The following is an 18,643-nucleotide window of genomic DNA, read 5'->3' as shown; positions in this document are numbered from 1 at the left end:
CAGTATGCGTTTTGCCAATTTGAATCTGTTCGTTGCCTGGTTTCTCATTCCGGAGACCCTGATCATGGGATGGCTGGCCGCCGTCGGGCGCGTGGTGCTGGAGTTGTGTGGTCTGGCGACGACGGAAGAGGGCGTACCCGGTCGTCTGGTCGGGGCTATCCTGCTGTTTGCGGTGATCTTCTTCGTGAACAAGGTGCGCGGTTCCCTGCCGCCGGAAGGCGATCCTCAGGGCAGCAGCTACCGCTTCGGCCACAAGCTGGTCTTGCTGGGCAATGTGCTGGCCGTCGGCCTGTTCTTGTTCCCGTTCACCTTCCAGCTCGTGGACAGCAAGCTGCTCCTGATGCTGATCTCCAGATTCACGGTGGCGTTCGGCTATCTGGCGGTGGGTTGCTGGGCGATCGGTTTCTCGTTCCTGTACCAGTCGTCGCAGCCGGTACGCGCCTGACCTTTCCCGGCCCCGTGCGAGCGCCGGGGCCTGACCGTAACGTCCCCGCCGCACGTGGCGGGGCTCTTTTTTGATCGATCCCCCATGCCCTATCTGATACTCGACAAAGCTTCACTCGCCTTCGGTCACGTCGATCTGCTGGCGCAGACCGATTTCCAGCTCGACGAGGGCGAGCGCGTCGGCCTGATCGGCCGCAATGGCGGCGGCAAGTCCAGTCTGCTCCAGGTCCTGGCGGGTACCGCCCAGCTGGATGATGGTACGCTGTGGCGCGCCCCTACCGCACGTATCTGCTACGTCAGCCAAGAGCCGCCGCTGCATGCCGATGCCACCGTCTACGACGAGGTGGCGCGCGGGCTGGGGCAGTTGCAGCAGCTGCTGATCGACTACCATCATCTGTCGCACCAACTGGCCGAGCCGGATGCTGACTACGAAAAGCTGCTGGAAGAGTTGCAGCCTTTGCAGACCGCGCTGGAGGCACAGAACGGCTGGGCGGTGCAGGCGCGCATCGAGACCGCCATCCAGCGGCTGGAGCTGAACCCGGAAGCGCGCGTCGGCGACCTCTCCGGCGGCGTGCGCAAGCGCGTGGCATTGGCGCAGGCGCTGGTGGCTGAACCGGAAGTGCTGATCCTCGACGAACCGACCAACCATCTGGATTTCGCCTCCATCGAGTGGTTGGAAGGTCTGCTGAAGAGCTTTCAGGGCGCGGTGCTGCTGGTCACCCACGACCGCCGCTTCCTCGATAACGTCGCCACGCGCATCGTCGAGCTGGATCGCGGCAAGCTCGCCAGTTTCCCCGGCAACTTCGCCGCCTACCAGAAGATCAAGGAGCGCATGCTGGCAGACGAGGCGGTGGTGAATGCCAAGTTCGACAAGGTGCTGGCGCAGGAAGAGGTGTGGATACGCCAGGGCGTGAAGGCGCGCCGTACCCGCAACGAAGGCCGCGTGCTGCGGCTGGAGCAGCTGCGCCGCGAACGCGCCGAGCGCCGCGAAAAGGTCGGCAGGGTGGAGATGAATCTGGAGGCAGGCGAACGCTCCGGCAAGCTGGTGGCCGAGCTGGAGAGCGTCAGCAAGACCTTCGCCGGACGCAAGGTGATAGACGATTTCTCCTGTCGCATCCAGCGCGGCGACAAGATCGGCCTGCTGGGGCCGAACGGCGCGGGCAAGAGCACGCTGCTCAAGATCATACTGGGCGAGATGCAGCCGGATTCCGGCAAGGTCAGGCTGGGCACCAAGATCAGCGTGGCCTACTTCGACCAGCTGCGCGCGCAGCTCAACGACGAGGCGACGTTGATCGACACCATCAGCCAGGGCTCAGATTTCATCGAGATCGGCGGAGTGAAGAAGCACGTCATCAGTTACCTGGGCGACTTTCTGTTCGCGCCGGAGCGCGCGCGTTCGCCGGTGAAATCGCTCTCTGGTGGTGAGCGAAACCGGCTGCTGCTGGCGCGCTTGTTCACTCGCCCCGCCAACGTGCTGGTGCTGGACGAGCCGACCAACGACCTCGACATCGAGACGCTGGAGCTGCTGGAAGAGCTGTTAGCGCAATACGACGGCACGCTGTTCCTGGTCAGCCACGACCGCGCCTTCCTCGACAACGTGGTGACGCAGGTGATCGCCTTCGAGGGAGACGGTGTGCTGAGAGAATATGTGGGCGGCTTCGAGGACTGGGTGCGGATGAAAAGATTCGCCGCCGAACAGCAGGCTGCGCCCAAACCGGCGGTCGCAGCGGTCAAGCCGGCGGCTCCCGCCAAACCCAAGCCTTCCGGCAAGCTGGCGTTCAAGGAGCAGCGCGAGCTGGACGAGCTCCCCGCGCGCATCGAGGCGCTGGAAACGGAGCAGGAAGAGCTGTCCGTGACTCTGGGCAACGGCGCGCTGTTCCGTGACAACCCGGCCCATGCCCGGCAGTTGCAGGAGCGTGTGGCCAAGATCGAACAGGAGTTGCTGGTGCTGATGGATCGCTGGGAGCAGCTGGAAGCCAAGGCTTCGGCTTGATCCGGTGACCATGAGCTGACGGTAAAGCAAAAAGCCCACGACCGAGGTCGTGGGCTTCATGACTGGGGTGGCTGATCGGGCTCGAACCGACGACAACTGGAATCACAATCCAGGGCTCTACCAACTGAGCTACAGCCACCATCGAACTTTTGTTGTGTGTCTGGCGTGCCCGACAGGAATCGAACCTGTAACCCCCAGCTTAGAAGGCTGGTGCTCTATCCGGTTGAGCTACGGGCACAATTTCTACGGGTTCCAACACATCAACGGGTTGCCTGGTCGGGGTGGAGAGATTCGAACTCCCGACATCCTGCTCCCAAAGCAGGCGCGCTACCAGGCTACGCTACACCCCGAAGGCCGCGCACTATACATAGACTCATCGAATAAATCAAACTTTTCTGAAAACGGACGTGCGGACCTTGGCGCACGGCGCGGTATGAGTGCTCCAGGGGTCGACTTTGCCTGTCGTCGTTGCTGTGCTGCGGCTATTCGCGGCCTTGCTATGGCATAATTGCGCGCTCGAAAGGTGGCAAAAGTACATGAGCACAAAAACGTTATACGACAAACTCTGGGACTCGCACGTGGTGCGGCAGGATGCCGACGGCACGGCGTTGATCTACATCGACCGGCAACTGGTGCACGAAGTGACCAGCCCGCAGGCCTTCGAAGGCCTGAAGCTGGCAGCACGCAAGCCTTGGCGCGTGGCTTCGCTGCTGGCGACGCCAGACCACAACGTTCCGACCACCCACCGTAGTGGCGGCGTGGCCGGTATTGCCGACCCGATTTCGCGCCTGCAAGTGGAAACACTGGATGCCAACTGCGCCGAGTTCGGCGTGACCGAATTCAAGATGGGCGACATCCGTCAGGGCGTGGTGCACGTGATGGGGCCGGAGCAGGGCGCGACTCTGCCGGGCATGACCGTGGTGTGCGGCGACTCGCATACCAGCACGCACGGCGCGTTCGCGGCGCTGGCGCACGGCATCGGCACGTCCGAGGTCGAGCATGTGATGGCGACGCAATGTCTGGTGGCGAAAAAATCCAAGGCGATGCTGGTCAAGGTGGAAGGCACGCTGGGTCGTGGTGTCACCGCCAAGGACATCGCGCTGGCGGTGATCGGCAAGATTGGAACGGCGGGTGGCACGGGTTACGCCATCGAGTTCGCCGGCTCCGCGATAGGCGGCTTGAGCATGGAAGGCCGCATGACCTTGTGCAACATGGCCATTGAGGCGGGCGCGCGCGCCGGCATGGTGGCTTGCGACGACACCACCATCAATTACGTGAAAGGCCGTCCGTTCGCGCCCAAGCCCGAGCAGTGGGACGCTGCCGTGGCCTACTGGAAGACCTTGCACTCCGACGCGGGGGCGACGTTCGACGCGACAGTTGAGCTGGATGCCGCCAGCATCCGCCCGCAAGTGACTTGGGGTACTTCGCCGGAAATGGTGACCTCCATTGATGGTCGCGTGCCCGATCCCGCTTTAGCGCCGGATGCGGTGAAGCGCGGCGATTGGGAGCGCGCGCTGGCCTATATGGGCCTGACTGCCAACACGCCGATCAACGAGATCAAGGTGGACAAGGTGTTCATCGGCTCCTGCACCAACGCCCGCATCGAAGACATGCGCGCGGCGGCGGCAGTGGCCAAGGGCAAGAAGGTTGCGGCCAACGTCAAGCTGGCGATGGTGGTGCCAGGCTCTGGACTGGTGAAGGCGCAAGCCGAAGCCGAAGGGCTGGACAAGATTTTGCTCGAAGCCGGTTTCGAGTGGCGCGAGCCGGGCTGCTCCATGTGCCTGGCGATGAACGACGACCGACTGGAGCCGGGCGAGCGTTGCGCTTCCACCTCCAACCGCAACTTCGAGGGGCGGCAAGGGCAGGGCGGGCGCACCCATCTGGTGAGTCCGGAAATGGCGGCGGCGGCGGCCATCGCCGGTCATTTTGTCGATGTCAGCAAGGTGTAGACGATGAGAAGAGCTTTGGTATCGCTCCTGTTCATGGCGATGGCATCCCTGGCATATGCCGAGGAGACGAGCCAGCCCCAGGAGGAGAGCCTGCCCAAGAAGGTCGGTGACGGTGTGAAGCAGGGTGGTGAAGCCGCCGGGCGTGGCATCGAGAAAGGTGGCGAGGCCGTGGTCCGGGGCGTGAAAAAAGGTGTCGAAGCCACGGTTGAAGGAGTCAAGAAGGCCGAGGTATGGGTAGGCAAGAAGCTGCAAAAAGGCGGCGAGAAATTAGAGAAAGCAGGCGAGTAGATGCGTAAGTTCACCTTACTTGAGGGTTTGGTCGTACCGTTGGATAGAGCCAACGTGGATACCGATGCCATCATTCCGAAGCAGTTCCTGAAATCGATCAAGCGTTCCGGTTTCGGCCCGAACGCATTTGATGAATGGCGCTATCTGGATCACGGCGAGCCGGGCATGGACAATTCCAAGCGCCCGCTGAATCCCGATTTCGTGCTGAACCAGCCGCGTTACGCCGGTGCGCAAGTGCTGCTGGCGCGCGAGAACTTCGGTTGTGGCTCCAGCCGCGAGCATGCGCCCTGGGCGCTGGAAGATTTCGGCCTGCGCGTCATTCTCGCGCCCAGCTTTGCCGACATCTTCTTCAACAACTGTTTCAAGAACGGTCTGCTGCCGATCAAGCTGGATGCGGCCATCGTGGATGGCCTGTTCAAGGCGGTAGAGGCGAACGTCGGGTATACGCTGAAAGTCGATCTGGAACGTCAGCTCATCACTACGCCGGACGGCCAGCAGATCGCCTTCGAGGTGGACGCTTTCCGCAAGCACTGCCTGCTCAACGGTCTGGACGACATTGGCCTCACCTTGCAGCATGTGGACGATATCAAGGCGTTCGAGACCAAGCATCGCGCGGCGCAGCCGTGGTTGTACGCATAATTTTATAGAGTGGGAATAAGCATGAAGATCGCAGTTTTGCCGGGTGACGGCATCGGTCCCGAAATCGTGGCGCAGGCAGTCAAAGTGCTGAACGCGCTGGACATCGGATTGGAGATGGAAGAAGCGCCCATCGGTGGCGCGGGTTACGAGGCAGCAGGCGATCCGCTGCCGGACTCGACCTTGGCGCTGGCCAAAGCCGCCGACGCGGTGCTGCTGGGCGCGGTGGGCGACTGGAAGTACGACAAACTGGAGCGTCATCTGCGCCCCGAGCGCGGTCTGCTGCGCATTCGCAAGGAACTCGGCCTGTTCGCCAACCTGCGTCCCGCGCTGCTGTATCCCGAGCTGGCTTCCGCGTCCACGCTGAAACCGGAAGTGGTGTCCGGCCTGGACATCATGATCGTACGCGAACTCACCGGCGACATCTATTTCGGCCAGCCGCGTGGTATCTCGACGCTGGAGAACGGCGAGCGCGAAGGCATCAACACCATGCGCTATTCCGAATCGGAGATTCGCCGCATCGGTCGCGTGGCGTTTGACATCGCCATGAAGCGCAACAAAAAGGTGTGCTCCGTGGACAAGGCCAACGTGCTGGAGACCACCGAGCTGTGGCGTCAGGTGATGATCGAGCTGTCCAAGGAATACCCGGAAGTCGAGCTCTCCCACATGTACGTGGACAACGCCGCGATGCAGCTCATCCGCGCGCCCAAGCAGTTCGACGTGATGGTCACCGGCAACATCTTCGGCGACATCCTGTCCGACGAAGCCTCGATGCTGACCGGCTCCATCGGCATGTTGCCGTCCGCCTCGCTGGACGCGAACAACAAGGGCATGTACGAACCCAGCCACGGCTCCGCCCCCGACATCGCGGGCAAGGACGTGGCCAATCCGCTGGCGACCATCCTGTCTGCCGCGATGATGTTGCGCTACACATTCAACGACGAAGCCAACGCCACCCGCATCGAAGACGCGGTCAAGAAGGCGCTGGCGCAGGGTTACCGCACCGTCGACATCTGGACGGAAGGCACGAACAAGGTCGGTTGTGCGGCAATGGGCGACGCGGTGGTCGCGGCGCTGTAACGGTAGGGTGGGTTTCCCCTGCGGGGACGAGAGTCCGCAGACCGAAACCCGCCAAACGAAACGGTGGGTTACGCCGCAAGCGGCTAACCCACCCTACGATGAGGTTGATGCGATGAAAGTAGGCTTGATCGGTTGGCGCGGCATGGTGGGCTCGGTGCTCATGCAGCGGATGCGCGAGGAAAAGGATTTCGATCACATCGAGGCGGTGTTCTTCACTACCTCCAACGTCGGCGGCGCGGCCCCGGCGGAAGGGTGCGGCGTGCCGTTGAAGGACGCTTACGCCCTCGAAGAGCTGATGGCGATGGACACCCTCATCTCCTGTCAGGGCGGCGATTACACCACCGAAATCTTCCCCAAGCTGCGCGCGGCGGGCTGGAACGGTTACTGGATCGACGCGGCCTCGACGCTGCGTATGGAGTCCGACGCGGTGATCGTGCTCGACCCGGTCAACCTCGACCTCATCAAGGCCGCCATCGCCAACGGCGGCAAGAATTTCATCGGCGGCAACTGCACCAACTCCATCCTGTTGATGGGGCTGGGCGGCTTGTTCCATGCCGGGCTGGTGGAGTGGGTCTCTTCGATGACCTACCAGGCCGCCAGTGGCGCGGGGGCGCAGAACATGCGCGAGCTGCTGAACCAGATGGGCGCGGCGCACGCTTCGGTGGCCGATCTGTTGGCCGACCCCAAGTCCGCCATCCTGGAGATCGACCGCAAGCTGGCCGAGACCATGCGTTCTGACAGCTTCCCGACCCAGCATTTTGGCGCGCCGCTGGCGGGCAGCCTGATCCCGTGGATTGACAAGGCGCTGGACAACGGCCAGTCCAAGGAAGAGTGGAAGGGCCAGGCCGAAGTGAACAAGATACTCGGAACCTCGGCGACCATCCCGGTGGATGGCCTGTGCGTGCGCATCGGCGCGATGCGCTGCCACAGCCTGGCGCTGACGCTCAAGCTCAAGCGCGACTTGCCGCTAAGCGAGATCGAGGCGCTGATCCGTGGCGGCAACCCGTGGGTCAAGTTCGTGGCCAACGACCGCGCGCTCAGCGTCAAGGAGCTGACCCCGACCGCCGTTACCGGCAAGCTGGACATCGCCGTCGGTCGTGTGCGCAAGCTCAACATGGGACCGGAATACCTCAGTGCCTTTGTGTGTGGCGACCAGTTGTTGTGGGGTGCGGCTGAACCGCTGCGTCGTACCTTGCGGATATTGCTGGGCGCATGACTTGCTGAGGCAACCATGGGTTGCTAGAGTTGGCGCATCACCGATTCATTGCTGTTGAACGCTGGCTGGTCCAGATTTGGGAGTGAGATATGGGCAAGGAAAACAAGCTGAATACCCGCCTGAAGTTTCTGGCTATTGCCGTTGGCTTGGCATGGGGAGGTTTGGCGGGCGCGGCTACATTGGGCAATATTTCCATATTGTCCGGGCGCGGTCAGCCATTGCAGGCCGAGATCGAGCTGGCTCTTGCCGATGCCGCTGAAGCCGATGGCCTGGTGGTCAAGGTATTCGCTCCTGAAGCATATTGGAATCCGGGCGTAGCCTTGTCCGCATCCAGTCTGCGTGATGTCTCGGCACATGCCGAGAAACGGCTGAATGGCAGTTATGTGGTGAAACTGAGCTCCAGTTCGCCGGTGGATACCGAGCAACTGGCTTTGCTGGCGGAGGTCGATTCGTCTGCCGGCAAGGCCGTGCGCGAATACATAGCGCAATGGCCTCATTCCCTCGCTGCCACGGCCCCAGCCATCAAAGGCGATCAAGCCGAGGCGGCCGGTGTGTTGGTCAAGTCCGGCGACAACCTGAACAAGATCGCCCGCGCCAACAAACCGGCTGACGTGAGCATGGAGCGGATGCTGGTGGCTCTGTACCGCGCCAATCCGCAGGCATTCAGCGGCAAAAACATGAATCGGCTCCAGGCCGGCAAGGTGCTGCGCATGCCTGGTTCCGATGAGCTGGCCGCTGTCACCCAGTCTGCGGCGCGTCGGGACATTCATGTACAGGTCGCCGATTGGAATGCCTATCGGAGAAAGGTGTCGGGCAGCCTGGCCGAGCCGGATACCGAAGCTTCGGACCGGCAGTCATCCGGCAAGATAGGCAATGCCGTATCGGCACGCGATGTCGCCGACACCTCGTCCCATCAGGAAGTGCTGAAATTATCCAAGGGAGATGCCCCCGGCGCGGAGAAGTCCGCAGCCGAGGTCAAATCCCTCAAGGATAAGCTGCACGCCATGGAGGAGGATCTGATCGCACGTGACCAGGCCTTGCAGGAAAGCAAGGACAGGATCGCGATGCTGGAAAAGAACAATCGCGAGATGCAGCGTCTGCTCGAATTGAAGTCTGCGGTAGCCCCGGCGGCTTCGGCAGCCGCTGCAGAACCTACCGAGCGCGCCGCACCGCCTGTCGCACAATCGGCTGCCGCCGTCGCGCAGCCTGAGTCTGCCGCAGCCGCGACCGAGCCCGCTTCGGCGGTCCCGGCTGTGGCCAAGAGCGAGCCCGAGGTGGAAGTGAAGCCTGGTGCGAATGTCGCCAAATACCTGTGGGGGGGCGCGGCGCTGTTGCTGGCTGGTGTGGGTGGCTGGTTGTTCATGCGCCGTGGGCGTAAGGAAAAGACTGCCACCAAGAAACCGGGCGCGGCGGCTGCGGCGGCTCCGGTCGCCGCCGAGCCACTGCCGGAGACTTCGGAGTTGCTGGTCAACACGGCCATCGCCGAGGAAGGAGCTGAAGCCTTGGTGGATGTGACCCAGGAGCCGCTCGCCGAGGTCGTGGAAGAGGTCGAGCCGACTGTGACGGTGGCTGATGAGGAAGATGAGCCTCCGGTCCAGATCTCTGCCGCCGCGATGTCGCTGGAGGCTGCAGAGGATCAGGCGGCGCGGTCGGCAGCGGACCTGGAGTCTGGCTTCGCCGCCCTGGATCAGCCGGCATCCGACGCGAGCGTAGCGCTACCGGAGTTCGTTGCCGAATCGCAGGAGGAGCCAGTGTTCGAGGCAGAGCCTGAGAGAGGGGAGGGCGCGCCAGCCATCGACATCGCTGCCGAGATCCCGACGTTCCTGGCGCAACCCGCCGTGAGTGAGGAGGCTGCCGCAGCGACGAGCGAGCCAGAGATCCTGCTGGACGGTGAGATTGAGGAGCCGGTTGCTCCGGTGACTGCTGACGAGTCGCCTGCAGTTGCGCCTGAGGCGGTCGCTGAGCCTAGCGATGCCGCTGTTGAATCCGCCGTACATGAAGCTCCCGCCGCCCCGGTCGCAGGGGCAGAAGTCGAGCTGGATATCCCGACCATCGCCGATTTCACTCCGCCGGAGACTGCGTCTGTGCCGCCGTTGCCGGGCATGGAAGGAGTCGATCTGAACCTGATCGACGATACCAACCTGACCGAAGAGGAGTTGCATGCCAAGGGTGAACAATGGCTGCAAGTGGCGACCAAGCTCGATCTGGCGCGGGCCTATCAGGAGATGGGCGACGATGCCGGTGCGCGGGAGATCCTTGAGGAGGTCATGGCCGAGGGGGATGCCGAGCAGAAAACCACGGCAGAGCAGTTGTTGCAGATGCTGCCATCGGCCTGAGCACACGATGTCTCATGATGCGGCGGTCAGCTTTGCTGGCTGCCGTTTTTGTTTAAGGAGAGTCTGATGCTGCACCCGGCAGCGCAAATCCTGCTCTGGATCATTCTGACACTGGCTTTGCAACTGGCGAAACCAGCACTGCTACTTGGGCTGGGAACCGTGCTGTTGCTGCTCGCCATGTGGGCGGCGGCGGATAGACTGCGCCAGTTGCTGCGCCGCACCCGCTGGATCATGCTTACGCTGCTCGTCATCTATGCCTGGACCACGCCGGGCATCCCCTTGCTGGAGAACCTGCCCGCATTCAGCCCGACGCTGGAAGGCGTGCAGGACGGCGCGTTGCAACTGGGCCGGTTGTTCTGCGCACTGGCGGCCCTGGCTATCCTGCTGACTCGCCTGGATACTCCGCAGCTCATCAGCGGAGTCTATTGGTTGTGCTGGCCGTTGCGTTTCCTGGGCCTGGCGCGGGATCGGCTGGCGGTGCGTCTGGCCTTGACCCTGCACTACGCGGAATCTGCGATGTTCAGCCGCAAAGCGGGTTGGCGTGGCAGTCTGGAGGAAATGCTGGCACCGGCCACCGTCGCTCCCGGCGTGATCGAACTGCCGCATCACCGCGTGGGAGCGCGTGACGGCGTGGCCTTGGGCGCGGGTGTACTGTTCCTGTTGTGGGTGTGGCTATGAGGATCGCGCTGGGGGTGGAATATGACGGCAGCGCCTATTACGGTTGGCAGTCGCAGCCGCACGGCAACACCGTGCAGGATGTGTTGCAGGCCGCGCTGTCCGGCGTGGCCGCCCAGCCGGTGGCGGTGATCGCCGCCGGGCGCACCGATACCGGCGTGCACGCGCTAGAACAAGTTGTGCATTTCGATACCGGGGTCGAGCGTCCGCTGTCTGCCTGGGTGCGGGGTACCAACGCGCTGCTGCCGAAGAACGTATCCGTGCTGTGGGCGCATGCCGTGCCGGACGAGTTCCATGCCCGCTTTTCCGCGCATGGCCGCAGTTACCGCTACGTGCTGCTGGACCGGCCAGTGCGCCCCGCCATCCGGCACGGCAAGGTGGGCTGGTTCCATCTGCCGCTGGATGTGGAAGCGATGCGCGCTGCCGCAGCGTATCTGCTGGGCGAGCACGATTTCACCGCCTTCCGCGCGGCAGAGTGTCAGGCCAAATCGCCGGTCAAGCACTTGCACCGTCTGGACATCCGGCGCGAAGGCGAGCTGATCGTGTTCGAGCTGGCCGCCAATGCCTTTCTGCACCACATGGTGCGCAACCTCGTGGGCAGTCTGGTCTACGTCGGCAAGGGCAAACACCCGCCGGAATGGGTGCGCGACGTGCTGGAGAGTCGCTCCCGTGCCCTAGCCGCGCCTACCTTCGCGCCGGACGGGCTGTATTTTTGCAGCGCGGAATACGACGCGAAGTGGGGATTGCCGCGTCGTTGAGCCTTACTTGGCTTCCGGGTAGCAGCAGATCGGCCCGTTGAAATCCTGACTCAGACTGGCGGCGATGGCGTTCACCAGTTCGGCGACTTCCTCTGCCGAGAAGTGTGCCAGCAGGCGGTTGGCGAGCTCGGGCGAGAGCGCCACGGTGCGTTCGCGGCCATCCGGCAGATGTACCTGGACTCCGGCCAAGCGCTTGTCCACCCAGCCTTCGTGCTGGGTCGCCAGCTCCGACTGTTCGTCGAGCAGGGTGTCGTAACAGGCCTCGATCTCGTCCATGACCTCGTCCGGCAGCGCGTCGGAGATGCCGACGACCGTCCCTCCCATCGTATCGGTACGCACCTCCCAGCTCACCGACCGCTGCTCCAGCAGCGAGGTGAAGCGGCTTTGCAGCGCGGGATCGAAGAACACGTATTCCATGGCGGAGGACATCATCAGGCAGTTCCTTTCTTTTCTTGAGGCTCGGTAGTGTGGCTACCTTGAGTTGTGGCCGCGCGGAGCCCAGCGTTTGAGAAGCAGGGCGTTGCTCACCACCGAGACGGAACTCAGTGCCATGGCAGCGCCCGCGATGACCGGGTCCAGCATTCCCAGTGCGGCGAGGGGGATGCCCAGGATGTTGTAGCCGAAGGCGAAGAACAGGTTCTGGCGTATCTTGGCGAGCGTGACTTTGGATAGGTCGAGCGCGTCGGCGACGCTCATCAGATCGTTGCGCATCAGCGTGATGTCAGCGGCCTCGATGGCGATGTCGCTGCCGCTCTTCATGGCAAAGCTGACATCGGCGGCGGCCAGCGCAGGCGCGTCATTGATGCCGTCACCCACCATGCCGACCAGCTCGCCAGCCTGCTTCAGGCTCTGGACGTGCTCTGCCTTGTCCTGTGGCAACACTTCGGCCCTAAACTCGCTGATGCCGACCTCGGCGGCGATGGCGGCGGCGGTCTCGGGATTGTCGCCGCTGAGCATCACCACCCGCACACCGAGCGCCTGCAGACGAGCAACGGCGGCGCGGCTGCTGTCGCGCACCGGGTCGGCCAAGGCGATCAGGCCTGCCAGTCGGGCAGAGCGGGCCAGCGCGATGACGGTCTGGCCCTGACGGAGTTGTTGCATGAGTTGCGCCTGATCTAGCGCGATGCCCTGTAGCCGCAGGAACTCGGGCGAACCCAGCAGACAGGCCGCACCGGCCACATCGCCGTGCAAACCTTGCCCGGTCAGTTCGCCGAACCCGAACACCTCCGGCAGTGCGATGCCCTGTAGTGCGGCGGATTCGGCGAGGGTGCGTGACAGCGGGTGGGTCGAGTGCTGGGCCAGCGCAGCGGCGGTCGCAAGCAGTTCATGCGCGGTCACGCCCGCAACCGGCAGCAGCGCGGTCACTACAGGTTTGCCTGCGGTCAGCGTGCCGGTCTTGTCCACCACTAGCACCTTCAGCTGGTGCGCCCGCTCCAGTGCGGCGGCATCGCGTATCAGGATGCCGGCTTGCGCGGCACGTCCGGTGGCCACCACCACGGCGGTCGGTGTGGCCAGGCCCAGCGCACACGGGCAGGCGATGACCAGCACGGCCACGGCGTTGATCAGCGCCGTGGCGAACCCGGCACCGGCCAGCCACCAGGCGGCGAACGTCAGGGCGGCGATGACCAGCACCGTGGGGACGAAGATGGCCGAGATCCGGTCGGCCAGTCTCTGGATGGGCGCTTTGGAGCCTTGCGCCTGTTCAACCAGCCGGATGATGGCGGAAAGCTGGGTGCGCGAGCCGACCGCCATGGCGCGGCAGCGCAGCAGGCCTTGCTGGTTGAGCGTGGCGGCATACACGGTGTCGCCGCTCTGTTTGGCGCGCGGCAGGCTTTCGCCGGTGAGCATGGCCTCGTCCAGGCTGGACACGCCATCCAGCACCACGCCGTCCACCGGCACACTTTCGCCCGGACGCACGATGAAGATGTCATCGGGCCGCAACTGGCCGACCGAGACATCCAGCAGCTGGCCGTTGCGTTCGGTGTGGGCGAGCTTGGGTTGCAGATTGAACAGTGACTCCAGCGCAGCCGAGGCTTTGCCCTTGGCGCGCGCTTCCAGCAGCTTGCCCATCAGCACCAGCGTGATGAGGGTGGCGCTGGCCTCGAAATATACGGGTTGATCGAGCTCGAACAGCCAGACGGCGCAGCTCATGAAATAGGCGGCACTGGTGCCGAGCGCGACCAGCACGTCCATGTTGCTGCCGCCGCTGCGCAATGCTTTCCACGCCCCGATGTAGAACCGGCTGCCGGCCCAGAACTGGATCGGGGTCGCCAGCAGCCACTCCAGCCAGATCGGCAACATGACGTGGAAGCCGAGCAGCATTCCGACCATCTCCAGCAGGAGGGGCGAGGCGAGTGCGAGTGAGGTGACGAATAGCCTTTGCTCGCGACGTAGCTGGGCCAGTCGCTCCTGTTTCTCGGCGGCGAAATCGCGTGCAGGATGTGCGTCGAAGCCGGTCTTGCGCACTGCTTCGATCAGCGCGCCCTCGGTGATCTGCGCAGGGTCGAAGCTCAGGCTGGCTTTTTCGGTGGCGATGTTGACCACGGCACATACGCCGGGGAGCTGGTTCAGCGATTTTTCCAGGCGTGCGGAACAGGATGCGCATCGCATCCCGGTGATCTGAAGTTCGGCGTGGTCGGTATGGGTTGCTGACATGGTTCCTCCGCGCCGATTATGTCACGAACGGCAGCCGCCTACCGGACCCGCGCTGCGGCTTGCGGGCTGGCAGGCGAGCGGCATCACATGGCTTGCTTGATGCTGACTGCGCCACGGATCTGTCCGGGAGCGTAGCCGGTAGCCCGGTCGTAGGGATAGTCCTCGGCCAGACGGGCCTTGGTGGCATCGGAGATCTGCTCGCTCGCGCCGTGACAACTGACGCAGCCGGGTTGCAGGGCGATGGCCTTCATGAAGCGGAAATACTTGCCAGCGGGTTCCTGCACGACTTCGGAGAACTCGATGGTCTCGGGCTTCTCGCCCTTGGCGGCGCGCGCCTCGAATCCTTGCAGGACTTTCTGTTCCCAGGCATCCGGCGTGCCCAGCATGGGATTGCGCACTTTCAGCGATACCCGGCTCAGCTTCAGGCCGTGTTTGCGCGAGGCTTCGCCCGCCATTCTCGGGGCGATCTCCTTGCACACCTGGATGGCGGATTCGGGGCCGCCTTCGGCGACTGCCTTCTGGTTCTCGGCGGCAAGCTGTTTCAGGAAGGGCAGGGCGATGGCCTTGGCGGCCTCGGGCGTGGCTTCTGCAGCCACAGCGGGAAGGGAGAAAGCCGCCACGATGGCGCTCAGCAGTAGTTTGTTCAGCATGGTTTGCTCCTGGTCAAAAAAAGACCCGACAAAGGGAGGAGTTGTCGGGTCAGGTCGCCTTTGCAGGCTGGGGAAACTATTTCTTCATCGGGCAGGTGTTCATGCCCAGTATCGGATAGAACGGGCAGAACTTGAACAGTCCGGTGAGCAGCGGTACGACACCGATCCAGCCCCAGGCACCGATGGTGCCGGTCAATGTCAGGGCGATCAGCGCCACGCCTGCGACGATGCGCAGGATACGATCGATACCACCTACGTTTGAACTCATGGTCATACTCCTCTGGTGTGGATTGCGGGAGCCGCAAGATACGATTTTGCGGGCGGCAAGTCTGTGAGCAAAGTCACATAACTTGAACTGATCGACGCTTCCTGTTTCAATCCGTCCCTCACATGGGGGAATGGAATGAGCGGGACACGAAAACGTATCGGCATCATTGGTGGTAGCGGTGTCTATGACATCGCCGGATTGAGCAACACCCGTTGGGAACAGGTCGCATCGCCGTTCGGCGAGCCTTCCGATGAATTACTGTTCGGTGAACTCGACGGGCTGGAGTTGGTGTTCCTGCCACGCCACGGGCGCGGCCACCGTCTGCCGCCATCCGAGATCAACTTCCGCGCCAACATCGACGCGCTCAAGCGTGTCGGCGTGACCGACATCATTTCGGTGAGCGCGGTCGGCTCGCTGCGCGAAGACCTCACGCCGGGTACCTTCGTCATCGTCGATCAGTTCGTCGATCGCACCTTCGCCCGCACTAAATCCTTCTTCGGCACCGGCTTGGTCGCGCATGTCTCGGTGGCCAAGCCGGTATGTGCGCGCTTGGGTGACCACATCGAGGCGGCGGCGCGGGCGGCGGGCATCAAGGCGGTGCGCGGCGGCACCTATCTGGTGATGGAAGGGCCGCAGTTCTCCACCTTGGCTGAGTCCGAGCTGTACCGGCAGTGGGGTTGCGATGTGATCGGCATGACCAACATGCCCGAGGCCAAACTCGCCCGCGAAGCCGAGATCTGCTACGCCACCGTGGCGATGGTCACCGATTACGACTGCTGGCATCCCGGCCACGATGCGGTGACGGTGGATGAGATCATCAAGGTGTTGCTGGCCAACGCCGACAACGCCCGCACACTGGTGAAACAAGCCGTTCCCGCCATCGGCGCGGATGCCTGCGCCGCCGCTTGCACTTGCCGCAGCGCTTTGCAACATGCAGTCATGACTGCGCCTGCGGTGCGCGACCCGGCCATGGTCGAGAAGCTGTCGGCGGTCGCAGGGCGGGTGCTGGCGAGCCAGCCATGAGCGAATCGCAACTCCGCCGCGACCTGCTGGAAACCTCGCGCCAGATGCTGGCTTGCGGCCTCAACCGGGGCACGTCCGGCAATGCTTCGGTGCGTTGCGACGAAGGCTTTCTGGTCACGCCCTCGGCTTTGCCGGTGAGTGCGATGACGGCCGCCAGCCTGGTCAAGATGACGCTGGCAGGCGAAGTGGTCGGCACAGGCAAACCGTCCAGCGAATGGCGTTTTCACCGCGACATTTTGGCGGCGCGGCCCGAGGTCGGTGCGGTGTTGCATGCCCACTCTACGTTCGCCACCACCCTGGCTTGTTTGCGCCGCGACGTGCCAGCCGTGCATTACATGGTGGCGATGGCGGGCGGTAGCTCGGTGCGCTGCGCGCCCTATGCCCTGTTCGGCAGCCAGGAACTATCCGATCACGCGCTCTACGCCTTGCAGGGGCGCAAAGCCTGCCTGCTCGCCAATCACGGCATGATCGCGCTCGGCGCGAATCTGGACGAAGCGCTGGCGGTGGCGCAGGAGGTCGAGTTCCTGTCCGAGATCTATTGGCGCACCTTGCAGGCTGGCGAGCCGCAGTTGTTGACCGCCCAGCACATGGCTGATGTGCAGCAACGATTCAAGGATTACAAAAAACAGGACTTCGAGGAATGAACATGGCAATCAAATCAAGGATCCGTACCGTCCCGCACTATCCGCATCACGGCATCATGTTCCGTGACATCACCACCTTGCTCAAGGACCCGGTGGGCCTGCGCATCACCATCGACGAGCTGGTCAATCGCTATCGTGAGGTGAAGATCGACAAGGTCGCCGGCATCGAGTCGCGTGGCTTCATCCTTGGCGCACCGCTGGCCTACGCGCTGGGCGTCGGCTTCGTACCCATCCGCAAGAAGGGCAAACTGCCCGCCGAGACCATCGGTCACGACTACCAACTGGAATACGGCACCGACCGCATCGAGATCCACACCGATGCCATAGCCGAGGGTGAGCGGGTGCTGCTGGTGGATGACCTCATCGCCACCGGCGGCACAGCGGAAGCCGCCTGCATCCTGCTCGAAAAGATGGGCGGCAAGATCGTCGAATGCTGCTTCGTCATCGACCTGCCGGACATCGGCGGGCATGCTCGCCTGGAGAAGCTCGGTCAGCGCGTGTTCGCCCTGTGCGAGTTCGAGGGCGATTGAGCTACACCGAACGGACTGAACCAGCCGTGCTTGAACGCGTTGGCTGGAGTAGGGGGGAATCAGCCGGAGTTGGCTTGCCTAACTGAAAGCGGCTTCAGGGCAGGCGAGAGTGAGTCTCAAGGATTCTTGCTTTGGCTCGCCAGCACATAGGCAACGATAGCGTTGGCGTGGCCATGCCCCATGGCATGTTCCGATTTGAGCCAAGCTACGATCTCCATGTGCCTCATGCCGCCCCTTGCGCCGACCAGCTCCAGCCAGTACGCGATAGGCTGGCCGTACTTCTTTTCAATGGAAGGAAAATACGATGCCGGACCTTTTGGTTTTTCATCTGCCTGCATGGAGGGGACCTTTTATTCAATTTTTAGCGCATAACGTTTGAGTTGAGGGGCGCGAAGCCGGCTTGCTGGCGTAGCGTCCCTCTCGAACGAAATGTTAGGCATTGCGTAGCTCCTCAAGGTACTCAAGATCATCTTTGTCTTGAGAGCGCTTTTTTTCGTCGCGGTCGGTTGCCTCGATAGCAAGCTTCTTCGCTGCCTTAAGGTGTGATACAGATATGACTCGAATCGATGAATCGAAGAACGCAAAAAACTCAGCTGATCTGTCCATGTCTCGATAATCCAAGCCACGCATTGCCGAAAAGATCTCCACGTCCCACCAACGCAATTTCTTCTCGGGAAGCAACAGTTGACCCCACTCACCCTCAGGAGAATCCGGTGCTAGGGCCTCTCTAAGGCGGCTTATGTTCTCTGTGGTCTGCTCAATCACGAGATCTAAGTCTTCAGTTGCTCGTAGGTATCCGTGATATCGAACTGCGTAGCCACCGACCACAATGAAACGTACCTGTTTGGAGAGTAGCTTCTGCAGCAGCAGAGTCTGCTCGCCAGACATGATGTCGAAGGGAATGAGAGCGCGTGCTGTCATCAATGCCTAACGTTTAGCTTGAGGGGCGTGGAAACAGGCAGCGAAGCAGGCTGTTTCCGCGTCCCTCTCGAAGCGCCTGTTAGCCATTACGGTGTGTGAGGTGCCAACTACGGCTTGCATTCCACCAGCATGGTGTTTGGCCCACGGATGACGTTAAAGCCACCAGCACCATTCGAAAGAGCTACCGCATTTGGATTGTTTTGTTTGTCCACGAATGTGTAGCCCTTCGGGCATACCTTGGTGGCTTCTTCATAGCACGCATCAATTACCGCGCTTCCACATTTAATGAAATATGCCGTGCCGCCGTTCGGCCCCTGAATAGGCCTCGATGTTGCGCAAGCGGCTAACGACAATGCTGCAGCCGTGATGAAAAGTGTTCGCATGGTTCTTCCTTGGCTGGTGAAGTGGGGTACGGCTAACGTAATTTAGACGGCTTAATAATGAGGGCGCAATGTCGCCTAAGTCTGGTATTCTTGTCAACGATAAGTTAAATAACACCAATTAAACATATTATTACTATAACTCTGGATATAGGTCGGCAGATATAGGCGGCCTAAAAATGCGTGGATGCGTGCTC

20 protein-coding genes and 3 tRNA genes are annotated in these 18,643 nt (G+C 62.4%); 13 read left to right on the top strand and 10 right to left on the bottom strand.

The genetic code is table 11. From position 1 onward, the window contains the following. The first annotated feature begins 4 nt into the window (after positions 1-4). Together DM08_RS05370 and DM08_RS05365 are read left to right on the top strand one after the other, a co-directional pair. Positions 5-445: a hypothetical protein gene (locus DM08_RS05370; protein WP_035383600.1), complete on the top strand. Its 441-nt coding sequence runs from the start codon at positions 5-7 to the stop codon at positions 443-445. An 84-nt stretch (positions 446-529) separates the two neighbouring features. Further along, a complete protein-coding gene (locus DM08_RS05365; RefSeq protein ID WP_035383599.1) occupies positions 530-2,437 on the top strand; it encodes an ATP-binding cassette domain-containing protein in 1,908 nt (635 codons plus the stop codon). A 63-nt stretch (positions 2,438-2,500) separates the two neighbouring features. On the opposite strand, the gene DM08_RS05360 is transcribed toward DM08_RS05365, so the two are convergent. From DM08_RS05360 to DM08_RS05350, 3 genes are all read right to left on the bottom strand, one after another. Next, positions 2,501-2,576 (bottom strand) — tRNA-His (locus DM08_RS05360). 22 nt (positions 2,577-2,598) lie between these two features. Further along, positions 2,599-2,675, bottom strand: a tRNA-Arg gene (locus tag DM08_RS05355). 35 nt (positions 2,676-2,710) lie between these two features. Continuing rightward, positions 2,711-2,787 (bottom strand) — tRNA-Pro (locus DM08_RS05350). 186 nt (positions 2,788-2,973) lie between these two features. Here DM08_RS05350 and leuC point away from each other — a divergent pair. The 8 genes from leuC to truA all read left to right on the top strand — a co-directional run bounded on the left by leuC (position 2,974) and on the right by truA (position 11,375). Further along, complete coding sequence (leuC, locus tag DM08_RS05345; RefSeq protein ID WP_035383598.1) at positions 2,974-4,386, top strand: 3-isopropylmalate dehydratase large subunit; 1,413 nt, start codon at positions 2,974-2,976, stop codon at positions 4,384-4,386. A gap of 3 nt (positions 4,387-4,389) precedes the next feature. Then, a complete protein-coding gene (locus tag DM08_RS05340) occupies positions 4,390-4,674 on the top strand; it encodes a hypothetical protein (protein WP_152555782.1) in 285 nt (94 codons plus the stop codon). Next, positions 4,675-5,313, top strand: coding sequence for a 3-isopropylmalate dehydratase small subunit (gene leuD, locus DM08_RS05335; RefSeq protein WP_035383596.1), 639 nt, complete (start codon positions 4,675-4,677; stop codon positions 5,311-5,313). It begins immediately after the preceding gene. A 21-nt stretch (positions 5,314-5,334) separates the two neighbouring features. Further along, on the top strand, positions 5,335-6,390 hold the full coding sequence (gene leuB / locus DM08_RS05330; protein ID WP_035383595.1) for a 3-isopropylmalate dehydrogenase: 1,056 nt from the start codon (positions 5,335-5,337) through the stop codon (positions 6,388-6,390). A 112-nt stretch (positions 6,391-6,502) separates the two neighbouring features. After that, positions 6,503-7,606, top strand: a complete 1,104-nt coding sequence (asd, locus tag DM08_RS05325; RefSeq protein ID WP_035383594.1) for an aspartate-semialdehyde dehydrogenase — start codon at positions 6,503-6,505, stop codon at positions 7,604-7,606. A gap of 89 nt (positions 7,607-7,695) precedes the next feature. Next, complete coding sequence (locus DM08_RS05320; RefSeq protein ID WP_035383593.1) at positions 7,696-9,942, top strand: motility hub landmark protein FimV; 2,247 nt, start codon at positions 7,696-7,698, stop codon at positions 9,940-9,942. A 66-nt stretch (positions 9,943-10,008) separates the two neighbouring features. Next, complete coding sequence (locus tag DM08_RS05315) at positions 10,009-10,620, top strand: CbiQ family ECF transporter T component (protein WP_051937807.1); 612 nt, start codon at positions 10,009-10,011, stop codon at positions 10,618-10,620. Beyond that, on the top strand, positions 10,617-11,375 hold the full coding sequence (truA, locus tag DM08_RS05310) for a tRNA pseudouridine(38-40) synthase TruA (RefSeq protein WP_035383592.1): 759 nt from the start codon (positions 10,617-10,619) through the stop codon (positions 11,373-11,375). The genes DM08_RS05315 and truA overlap by 4 nt, the downstream gene beginning before the upstream one ends. A 3-nt stretch (positions 11,376-11,378) precedes the next feature. Here the strand turns inward: truA and DM08_RS05305 are convergent, their stop codons facing one another. The 4 genes from DM08_RS05305 to DM08_RS05290 all read right to left on the bottom strand — a co-directional run bounded on the left by DM08_RS05305 (position 11,379) and on the right by DM08_RS05290 (position 14,948). Beyond that, complete coding sequence (locus DM08_RS05305) at positions 11,379-11,807, bottom strand: hypothetical protein (RefSeq protein ID WP_051937806.1); 429 nt, start codon at positions 11,805-11,807, stop codon at positions 11,379-11,381. Positions 11,808-11,846: 39 nt separating this feature from the next. After that, complete coding sequence (locus DM08_RS05300; protein WP_051937805.1) at positions 11,847-14,030, bottom strand: heavy metal translocating P-type ATPase; 2,184 nt, start codon at positions 14,028-14,030, stop codon at positions 11,847-11,849. 83 nt (positions 14,031-14,113) lie between these two features. Then, a complete protein-coding gene (locus tag DM08_RS05295) occupies positions 14,114-14,680 on the bottom strand; it encodes a Tll0287-like domain-containing protein (RefSeq protein WP_035383591.1) in 567 nt (188 codons plus the stop codon). Between the two features lie 76 nt (positions 14,681-14,756). Then, positions 14,757-14,948, bottom strand: a complete 192-nt coding sequence (locus DM08_RS05290; protein ID WP_035383590.1) for a YgaP family membrane protein — start codon at positions 14,946-14,948, stop codon at positions 14,757-14,759. A 135-nt stretch (positions 14,949-15,083) separates the two neighbouring features. Between DM08_RS05290 and DM08_RS05285 the strand changes: the two genes are divergently transcribed. The 3 genes from DM08_RS05285 to DM08_RS05275 are packed head-to-tail and all read left to right on the top strand — an operon-like array spanning position 15,084 to position 17,145. Next, on the top strand, positions 15,084-15,971 hold the full coding sequence (locus tag DM08_RS05285; RefSeq protein WP_035383589.1) for an S-methyl-5'-thioadenosine phosphorylase: 888 nt from the start codon (positions 15,084-15,086) through the stop codon (positions 15,969-15,971). Further along, positions 15,968-16,615 carry a class II aldolase/adducin family protein gene (locus tag DM08_RS05280; protein ID WP_035383588.1) on the top strand — a complete coding sequence of 216 codons (648 nt, stop codon included), beginning with the start codon at positions 15,968-15,970 and terminating at the stop codon, positions 16,613-16,615. The genes DM08_RS05285 and DM08_RS05280 overlap by 4 nt, the downstream gene beginning before the upstream one ends. 2 nt (positions 16,616-16,617) lie before the next feature. Continuing rightward, entirely contained in the window at positions 16,618-17,145 is a 528-nt protein-coding gene (locus tag DM08_RS05275; RefSeq protein WP_035383587.1) for an adenine phosphoribosyltransferase, read from the top strand. 116 nt (positions 17,146-17,261) lie between these two features. On the opposite strand, the gene DM08_RS05270 is transcribed toward DM08_RS05275, so the two are convergent. From DM08_RS05270 to DM08_RS12795, 3 genes are all read right to left on the bottom strand, one after another. Beyond that, positions 17,262-17,483: a DUF4287 domain-containing protein gene (locus DM08_RS05270; RefSeq protein WP_035383586.1), complete on the bottom strand. Its 222-nt coding sequence runs from the start codon at positions 17,481-17,483 to the stop codon at positions 17,262-17,264. A gap of 94 nt (positions 17,484-17,577) precedes the next feature. Continuing rightward, a complete protein-coding gene (locus tag DM08_RS05265; RefSeq protein WP_035383585.1) occupies positions 17,578-18,066 on the bottom strand; it encodes a hypothetical protein in 489 nt (162 codons plus the stop codon). 107 nt (positions 18,067-18,173) lie between these two features. Beyond that, positions 18,174-18,449 (bottom strand): hypothetical protein, encoded by a 276-nt coding sequence (locus DM08_RS12795; protein ID WP_152555781.1) that lies wholly within the window; start codon positions 18,447-18,449, stop codon positions 18,174-18,176. Positions 18,450-18,643: the final 194 nt, after the last annotated feature.

Origin of the sequence: Ferriphaselus sp. R-1, assembly GCF_000746095.1 — a bacterium.
Classification (GTDB): domain Bacteria; phylum Pseudomonadota; class Gammaproteobacteria; order Burkholderiales; family Gallionellaceae; genus Ferriphaselus.
The sequence above is the reverse complement of the archived record's forward strand: the minus strand, read 5'-3'. Positions and strand labels throughout refer to the sequence as shown.

Bases quoted from the DNA above. Each gene is read 5' to 3' on its own strand.
- DM08_RS05370 (WP_035383600.1), top strand. From the start codon at position 5: ATGCGTTTTGCCAATTTGAATCTGTTCGTTGCCTGGTTTCTCATTCCG.
- DM08_RS05365 (WP_035383599.1), top strand. From the start codon at position 530: ATGCCCTATCTGATACTCGACAAAGCTTCACTCGCCTTCGGTCACGTC.
- leuC (WP_035383598.1), top strand. From the start codon at position 2,974: ATGAGCACAAAAACGTTATACGACAAACTCTGGGACTCGCACGTGGTG.
- DM08_RS05340 (WP_152555782.1), top strand. From the start codon at position 4,390: ATGAGAAGAGCTTTGGTATCGCTCCTGTTCATGGCGATGGCATCCCTG.
- leuD (WP_035383596.1), top strand. From the start codon at position 4,675: ATGCGTAAGTTCACCTTACTTGAGGGTTTGGTCGTACCGTTGGATAGA.
- leuB (WP_035383595.1), top strand. From the start codon at position 5,335: ATGAAGATCGCAGTTTTGCCGGGTGACGGCATCGGTCCCGAAATCGTG.
- asd (WP_035383594.1), top strand. From the start codon at position 6,503: ATGAAAGTAGGCTTGATCGGTTGGCGCGGCATGGTGGGCTCGGTGCTC.
- DM08_RS05320 (WP_035383593.1), top strand. From the start codon at position 7,696: ATGGGCAAGGAAAACAAGCTGAATACCCGCCTGAAGTTTCTGGCTATT.
- DM08_RS05315 (WP_051937807.1), top strand. From the start codon at position 10,009: ATGCTGCACCCGGCAGCGCAAATCCTGCTCTGGATCATTCTGACACTG.
- truA (WP_035383592.1), top strand. From the start codon at position 10,617: ATGAGGATCGCGCTGGGGGTGGAATATGACGGCAGCGCCTATTACGGT.
- DM08_RS05305 (WP_051937806.1), bottom strand. From the start codon at position 11,807: ATGATGTCCTCCGCCATGGAATACGTGTTCTTCGATCCCGCGCTGCAA.
- DM08_RS05300 (WP_051937805.1), bottom strand. From the start codon at position 14,030: ATGTCAGCAACCCATACCGACCACGCCGAACTTCAGATCACCGGGATG.
- DM08_RS05295 (WP_035383591.1), bottom strand. From the start codon at position 14,680: ATGCTGAACAAACTACTGCTGAGCGCCATCGTGGCGGCTTTCTCCCTT.
- DM08_RS05290 (WP_035383590.1), bottom strand. From the start codon at position 14,948: ATGAGTTCAAACGTAGGTGGTATCGATCGTATCCTGCGCATCGTCGCA.
- DM08_RS05285 (WP_035383589.1), top strand. From the start codon at position 15,084: ATGAGCGGGACACGAAAACGTATCGGCATCATTGGTGGTAGCGGTGTC.
- DM08_RS05280 (WP_035383588.1), top strand. From the start codon at position 15,968: ATGAGCGAATCGCAACTCCGCCGCGACCTGCTGGAAACCTCGCGCCAG.
- DM08_RS05275 (WP_035383587.1), top strand. From the start codon at position 16,618: ATGGCAATCAAATCAAGGATCCGTACCGTCCCGCACTATCCGCATCAC.
- DM08_RS05270 (WP_035383586.1), bottom strand. From the start codon at position 17,483: ATGCAGGCAGATGAAAAACCAAAAGGTCCGGCATCGTATTTTCCTTCC.
- DM08_RS05265 (WP_035383585.1), bottom strand. From the start codon at position 18,066: ATGACAGCACGCGCTCTCATTCCCTTCGACATCATGTCTGGCGAGCAG.
- DM08_RS12795 (WP_152555781.1), bottom strand. From the start codon at position 18,449: ATGCGAACACTTTTCATCACGGCTGCAGCATTGTCGTTAGCCGCTTGC.